Here is a 5,989-nt window from a genome sequence, read left to right on the forward strand (position 1 = left end):
GGGAAAACCCCTTGCCGGTGGGCCACCTCGCGAAGTCGCACGCATTTACCGGGGGCACCCTTTCAACCCGGTGGCGCTGTGACCGCAGAAGAGACTCAGTCCGTGCAACTCGTAGTCGGCTCCCTGCTTGGAACGGCGGGCGTCGGCGTCCTCACCTGGGCTGCGAAGTCCCTGGTCGGGGAGATTCGGGCCCTCGTTGAGAAGGTCGCGCGCCAGGACGAGCGCATCAACGCGGTCGCGGTGGAGCTGGGCGCGCTGCGTCGGTGGCGCGACGAGTTCACCCGAGGGCTTCCGGCTCAGGTTCAGCAGGTCGTCGAACTGGAGCTGCTTCGCATGACTCAGTCGGGCGGGCGGGGCTCGTGATGACCCATGCGAACTTCGGGCGGGTCGAGCTTGACCGCGTCTTCCTTCCGTTCGTCGCATCACCCGCTGTGCAGCCCGGGGCGTTCGCTACGTCGCGACGCACGGCTTCCGAAGCCTCGAAGAGCAGGCCGAGCTGCGTCGGTTGTACTTGGCGGGCAAGGGCGGCAAGGCATCACCCGCAGGTTTGTCCGCGCACAACTACGGCCTCGCCTTCGACTTCGTCTGTGACGCGAGCCCGCGACCTGGCGTTCAGCCGGATTGGCGCGAGTCGGCTTACCGCGTGCTGGGCGAGGAATCCACGAAGGCGGGCCTCGTCTGGGGTGGCAGGTTCGGCGACTCCCCCCATGTGCAGTGGCCCGGCTACGTGAGCGCGCTTCAGCTCAAGCCGCTTCGTGTCCTGGTCCAACAAAGCTCCCTCGCCGACGTGTGGGCTCACCTCGATGCCGAGCGCCTGTCGCCGAAGTGGCGTGCAGCAAACCCGAAGCTCGCGGCCGAACTGGAACGGCTGGGCTTCTAACCCGGAGGCAACATGGTTGACGCTGGTGTAGTTGGGCCGAACCCCGAGCAGTTCGAGGAGTTCGCGCGCCTTCTTCTCGATGCGGTGACGAGCCGGAACTACGCGCTGCTCGCCGCCCTGGTGGTGGTGGTGCTCGTCTACCTACTGCGGAAGTTCGGCGGCAGGTTCGTCCCGGTTTTCAATACCGACAGGGGCGGCGCGGTGCTCGTGCTGGGGGTCTCCCTCGCAGGAGCGGTAGCGAACGCGCTTGCTGCGGGGGCGCCGTTCTCGCTGGCGCTGATGCTGACGGCGCTGCAAGTTGCCCTGACGGCTGCTGGTGGCTTCACCATCATCAAGCGGATTCTGTTCGGGAGCGCCGCCATTGCCCGCGCTGAACTGGCGGGGGCGCTTGCCGCTGGGCAGGTCGCGGAGAAGGCTGCGGCGATTGCCGTGCTTGAGCAGCTCGACTCTCGGGGCGGCAAGTGAAGCTCGGCGCGCTCGTGCTGGCCGTGCTGCTCGCGCTTCCCGCGTCGGGCTCGGAGGTCATCAGCGTCGAGCGCGCTCAGCTCTTCCCGGATGGAGGCTCGGCAGCCGTCGAGGTGGAGGGCGGCTGCTGGCTGTCGGAGAGCCGCTGCATTCGAACCGCAGCGGAGATTGAGCGGCTGCGCGCCGAGAACGAATCGTTGCGCCAGCAGGCCGGGGACGTGTCCTTCACGGTCGCCGTCGTGGCCCTACTTGCCGGGCTTGGGGCCGGGTTCGTCGTTGCGAAGCTGGCGAACTGACAGTGGGCGGCTGCGGAATCAGCGCGGTCGGTCTGAGACCTCGCGACGCCGTGAACTACGTACTCACCGCAGCCGCCCGGCCGCCTTCATACATAAGCGACAGTGAATGGTAAAGTAGGTCTGCCGGAATGCCCCGGGGGCCTGGCACGGGGGCGACCTGGCCTGCGGTTCGCGGCGCTCGTCGGTCTACCATGTTAGTCAGTCCTGAGCGCGGAAGAGGCGTTGATGCAGTAGACCTTCAAGGTTTCCATAGTCTCGTAGGACCATAGAGATTGTCAGACGCGGTTGCTATGTGGCCCCTTGCTCGCCGATGTCCCGGCGGCCGACCTGGGGGCTGCATGAGAGCTTTAGGAATTGCTGCACTGTTGCTGTTTGCGAGCGGGTGCGCGTCGACTCGTGTCGTGCATCTGAACACTGGGCGCGGAGAGCCAATCGCCTTCACCCCGGTTGAGTCCGACCCTGTCGAGATAGGCAACGACGAGTTCAAGCGTGCTGTCGCGCAGCTCGTGCTCGACATGCGGCTCGATGTCGCCTTCAGGGAGGTTGAGGAGGACGGTCGCCGCTCGTTGCTCGCGTCATCCGGAGGGCTCGTTGATGGCGCGCAGGCTAGGTCTGTTCCTTCGGCATATGAGCGCATCTGCCAGCGGCAGGACGAGCCCCATAGCTGCCTGAGCATGCTGTCTGGTGGGTTCTCGCTGGGGCCCTCGGAGCGGCGGATGCTCGCGCTCTACTTCGCGCTCGACACGGTGTGGGCGGGCGTCGAGGATGCGATTCGCGACATGGTGAATCCTGCCGCCCTGCGAGCGATGGTTACGACGATGATTGGGACGGCGCTCGTGATGCTGGTCGCGCCCGAGCCCATTACGAAGGTCATCGCGATTGCCCTGACGGCATCTCTGATTGCCTACCTCGGGACGGGGCCGGTGTGGAATCTCGGGCAGGGCTTTCTGCGCTTGCTCGACGAGTCTCGTGACGCGGCGGGCTTCGCGGACCTGGAGCGGGCTGGGCATCGCTTCGGGAAGGTGCTGGGGGACAACGGGGCCCGCGTCCTGGTAATCGTCGCACTGTCCGCGCTGGGTGGGAGAAGCGCGCTGGCGTCGCAGGGACCGAAGATGCCGGGCTTCGCTCAGGCGGCTTCCCGGGCGCAGCTTGAGGGGGGCTTCCAGCTATCGGGCGCGCTGGCCGGGGAGGTTCAGGCGATCTCGATTTCGTCGGCCGGGGTGCTGAACGTGACGCTCGCACCGACGGCGGTCGCCGCAGTCGCGATGGGCGCAGGCGAAGGCGCTGGAGCTGGAACTGCCCCTGCCGTGGGAGTCGGAGGGCGGATTCAGGGCGACCCCGAGGGAGAGATTCACCATATCTGCACTGACAAAAATGACAAATCTGACAGGACAGGCGGTCCGTGGACGCCGCGATTCGAAAGGTTCTTCATGCAAGCCGGGATGAAGCTGAGCGACCCTGCGAATCTGGTTCGGATTCGAGGTCACAAGGGGTCTCATCCCGCCGAGTATCATAAGGAGGTCTTCCGTAGATTGGACCTCGCGACGAAGCGATGCCGAGGTGAGGCGCGGTGCAGGGCCCTACTGGTAGATGAGCTTGCCAAGATCGCTAAGGACCTCGTAAGAGAGGGCTCCGAGCTGCGTGGGCTGATTACAAAGGGAACCCGGGAGTAGGTACGGTGCGGCGCTATTTCGAGTTGGCCACGGATGAATATGTAAAGGGGCGATGGTATCTCGACGACCCGGTGGACGCGGGCGGTCGGACCATTGATGACGTTTGGATGTTCCGTGATGGACGAACCGTTGAACTTCACGAACGGCTACGATTGCCAATCTATCGGCCAGGGGAGCCGCTCGATATTGAGTTCGCTGGAGTGGGTTTGATTCCCATTGTTAGCGAGCGTGTCGCGTCCATCTTTCGGAAGATGGCGCCTGACGATGTGCAGCTCTTCCCAGTTGATGTCGAAGGTCAAGGGGCTTCTTACTTCATTCTGAATGTTGCTCGAAAGGTTCGCTGCATTGACGATGCTGCATGTCGAGAGGTGCAGCATTTCGGCGACAATGAAGAGTTGCACGCAGACCGGGTCGGCGAGTATCGCTCGGTAATTGGCTTGCGAATAGACAAGTCAAAGGCTGGCGACGCACGAGTGTTCCGACTTTGGGGGTATGATATCCCCATCATTGTCGACGAAGAGATTAAGGACGCTCTCGAAGCGAACGGCATTTTCGGTGGCACGTTCGAAGAGGTCTGAACCACCCCACCGCAGTCCCTGAACTCGCCCCGGCGCCGCTCACAGCAACGCCGGGGTGAGCTGCTTTGGGCGAGGGGCGTTCCGTTGGGCGCAAGGGGGCACCTGACTCTCTCGGTAGCGGGGCGCGGTAGATGGTTCCACTGCGAGCGGCCTTCCGATGGTAGCGTGTGGCACCGGGAGGTCATGCGCCTTTGATCCAACCGATCAGATTGGCCCTTGCGCTCGTTCTCGCGTGGGGGGCTGCGACGCCAGCCGTGGCGGCACAAGCGGAACGCGCGAAGCGGGACCGGGCGGTGTCCGTTGCAAACGGCCCTGCCGATTCACTTCCTGTCGTCCGGGTGGCGCACGGCACGCCGACGCTCTTCCTGTTTCCGGCTCCCATCAACCGGAAGACCCTGACCTTCGACGAGTCACGGATTCGCGTTCTAGACGCCGGGGAACGGTCGGTCATCGTTCAGCCTGTGGCTGACCTTGCCGAAGGTGAGCGCTACGAAGTCGGGGTCTTCTTCGCGGATGGCGGGGTGCCCGCGCGAGCTGCTTTCTCGCTGGTGACGGACGCGGCCGAAGTGGACATTCAGATCAATGTTCAGCGCCCAGAATTGGCGGGTGCGGCATGCCCCGTTGACGAACCGCGAGCACCTCAACCCGAAGACTTCGTGTTGCTGGGGCTTGTCGATAAGGAAGGTGTCTCAGCTACGCCAATTAAGGGTTATGACGACGCAGAACGAGGCTTTCACGTGCAGTCGGCGATAGCCTATCGGGGGAAGGGATGGGTGCTGATAGACGCGAGAGTGACGAACTTTGCTGGGCAGTCGCCATGGCTTCCAAGAGAGGCGATGTTGACGGGCAGAGTTGGGTTGCCGCTCCGCGCCCGGATTGTGATGGCAGATAAAACAGCGATTCAGCCAGGAGAGCATCGACGGGTGTTGATGGTGGCTGACCTGCCGCAATTGCCTGCGAGCCCGGTTTTTACTTTGGAGTTGGTTGGAGATGGGCGCACGCTCAAGATTCCCAATGTGCGCTTTCCGAAGGCAGCCTTTGGGGCGACTCCATGAACGTGATTTCGATATTCCCGCGTGCAGGAATGTCCGTTGATGGCTGGCGTGTCATCAGGGAGCTTGGGAATGGTGGTTTTGCTGTCGTTTTTCTCGTTGAGAAACACGGACGCAGGAGCGCGCTCAAGCTGGCGCGTCACCGGGATTCAAGCGGGGACGACAAGCAAACTCATGCAAGGACGCTCCGGGAGCTTTCGGCGCTTCTGCTCCTGGATCATCCGAACATTGTCAAGCACCGTGGGTATGGGTACTCCGAGCATGGGAACGTCTATCTCGCGCTTGAGTACATCGATGGCTGGACGCTTGCGGAGTGGGCGGAGCGTAAGCACCCCACGGTGCGGGAAGTCTTGCAGGTCTTCGACAAACTCTGCTCCGCATTGTCATACATGCACAGTCGCGGCGTCCTTCATCGAGATTTGAAGCTGTCCAACGTTCTGATTCGAAAGAGCGATGGCGAGCCAATCATCATCGACTTTAGCTGTGCGAGCTACTCGTTGGCCGAAGAGCTGACGGACGGCGGCTTGCCTCCGGGAACGGACCGATTCCGCGCGCCGGAGCAGTTCAAATGGCTCCGTGAGCACAAGGCCGACCATCGCGCGAAGTACGCCTTCCGCGTCGCAGATGAGATTTTTGCGGTGGGGGCGATGCTCTATGAGCTGCTGACAGACCCCCGCCCGACCGAGGTTCAAGCGCGCGTTTCGCTCAACAGTACAGTCGTGAAGCCGCCTCCCGCGCGTGCGTTGAATGTGCGCGTGCCGGAAGCGCTGAATGACCTCGTCGCGTGCATCCTGTCGCGTGAACCGGCAAGGCGCCCCGTCGACAGCGAAGCGCTGCGCCGGGAGTTGGGCGAGCTACTCGCCCATTCGAGCGCGGAGTATCTATCCCCAGTGCATCCACCGTCCGAGCAGCGGCAGTCGGAACTACCGGAACAGCCGATGCCCGCAGTTGCGAACTCAAGCTTTCATGGGTCGCCTACGCGCCCTGGCCGGGGATGGCGTGGGCTCGTGGGGGGCCTCGCGGCCCTCATCGCGCTTGTCGTGGC

Annotated in this window: 8 protein-coding genes; all 8 read left to right on the forward strand. The window is 63.4% G+C overall.

All coding sequences use genetic code 11. From position 1 onward, the window contains the following. The first annotated feature begins 102 nt into the window (after nt 1–102). Nucleotides 103–363 (forward strand): hypothetical protein, encoded by a 261-nt coding sequence (locus G4D87_RS32245; RefSeq protein WP_163786528.1) that lies wholly within the window; start codon nt 103–105, stop codon nt 361–363. 148 nt (nt 364–511) lie between these two features. Further along, entirely contained in the window at nt 512–880 is a 369-nt protein-coding gene (locus G4D87_RS32250) for a M15 family metallopeptidase (RefSeq protein ID WP_371928634.1), read from the forward strand. Between the two features lie 12 nt (nt 881–892). Next, nucleotides 893–1,345 carry a hypothetical protein gene (locus G4D87_RS32255; RefSeq protein WP_163786529.1) on the forward strand — a complete coding sequence of 151 codons (453 nt, stop codon included), beginning with the start codon at nt 893–895 and terminating at the stop codon, nt 1,343–1,345. Further along, nucleotides 1,342–1,641 carry a hypothetical protein gene (locus tag G4D87_RS32260; RefSeq protein WP_163786530.1) on the forward strand — a complete coding sequence of 100 codons (300 nt, stop codon included), beginning with the start codon at nt 1,342–1,344 and terminating at the stop codon, nt 1,639–1,641. Before G4D87_RS32255 ends, G4D87_RS32260 begins: the two co-directional genes overlap by 4 nt. A gap of 338 nt (nt 1,642–1,979) precedes the next feature. Next, nucleotides 1,980–3,314 carry an AHH domain-containing protein gene (locus G4D87_RS32265; RefSeq protein WP_163786531.1) on the forward strand — a complete coding sequence of 445 codons (1,335 nt, stop codon included), beginning with the start codon at nt 1,980–1,982 and terminating at the stop codon, nt 3,312–3,314. A 5-nt stretch (nt 3,315–3,319) separates the two neighbouring features. Continuing rightward, nucleotides 3,320–3,892 carry an imm11 family protein gene (locus G4D87_RS32270; protein ID WP_163786532.1) on the forward strand — a complete coding sequence of 191 codons (573 nt, stop codon included), beginning with the start codon at nt 3,320–3,322 and terminating at the stop codon, nt 3,890–3,892. A gap of 191 nt (nt 3,893–4,083) precedes the next feature. Continuing rightward, nucleotides 4,084–4,947 (forward strand): DUF2381 family protein, encoded by an 864-nt coding sequence (locus G4D87_RS32275; RefSeq protein ID WP_163786533.1) that lies wholly within the window; start codon nt 4,084–4,086, stop codon nt 4,945–4,947. Next, the coding region (locus tag G4D87_RS32280; protein ID WP_163786534.1) for a serine/threonine protein kinase at nt 4,944–5,989 on the forward strand (1,046 nt) is incomplete at its 3' end. The genes G4D87_RS32275 and G4D87_RS32280, both read left to right, overlap by 4 nt.

This window comes from Myxococcus vastator, assembly GCF_010894475.1.
Lineage (GTDB): Bacteria > Myxococcota > Myxococcia > Myxococcales > Myxococcaceae > Myxococcus > Myxococcus vastator.

Excerpts from the sequence above, each read along its gene's own strand:
- G4D87_RS32255 (WP_163786529.1), top strand. The coding sequence starts at position 893 with ATGGTTGACGCTGGTGTAGTTGGGCCGAACCCCGAGCAGTTCGAGGAG.
- G4D87_RS32265 (WP_163786531.1), top strand. The coding sequence starts at position 1,980 with ATGAGAGCTTTAGGAATTGCTGCACTGTTGCTGTTTGCGAGCGGGTGC.